We start from the raw sequence: 657 nt of genomic DNA, 5'->3' as shown, positions 1-657 counted from the left end.
AACTCTTTTGGATATTCAACCATTCCATTTACTCCTTTCAGTCCGTTTTCAATCAATTCAATTACCATACAATTCTCTTTCGGAACTTCAAACGGCAATTCTATTCCATACTTATCTGCTTGCTCATAACCGAATCTTGGATAGTAATTTTCGTATCCAAGTAGAACGACTGATTTATGTCCTAATTCTTTAGCTTTTTTATGAGCTTCGACTATCAATTTTCCGCCAATTCCTTTTCCTTGAAATTTAGGTAAGACAGAGACAGGTGCTAAAGCCAATGAGTTAAATTCGTTCGATTTGTTTTTAATCTTAAGTTTTGTCAATAGAATATGTCCAACAATTTTGTTTTCAGTTTCGGCTACCATTGATAGTTCGGGAACAAAAGCATTTGACTTTCTCAATCGTTCTACTAAAAACTGTTCCTTGTGGTCGCTCATTTGTTCATTTTCAAATGCCTTTTCTATAAGGTTAAAGACTGTTTTAAAGTCTTCTGGATTTTCTTTTCTTATCGTTAATTTCATTTACTTTTTCAATCTCTTCTGCGTTCCTGTTATATGCACCACAACGGTCTCGTATAAGAATAGTTGCGGTTTTGTGTGCGAGGATTTTCCGCAGGAAAATCAGACGTAACAAAACTGCAACTACCTTTGTTTAAGC

At 34.7% G+C, this 657-nt stretch carries 1 protein-coding gene; it reads right to left on the bottom strand.

The annotated features are described in order from the left end of the window. The coding region (locus H3Z83_RS12815) for a GNAT family N-acetyltransferase (RefSeq protein WP_182125894.1) at positions 1 to 521 on the bottom strand (521 nt) is incomplete at its 3' end. Between the last annotated feature and the right edge of the window lie 136 nt (positions 522 to 657).

The organism is Tenacibaculum pelagium (assembly GCF_014062345.1).
Lineage (GTDB): Bacteria > Bacteroidota > Bacteroidia > Flavobacteriales > Flavobacteriaceae > Polaribacter > Polaribacter pelagius.
The sequence above is the reverse complement of the archived record's forward strand: the minus strand, read 5'-3'. Positions and strand labels throughout refer to the sequence as shown.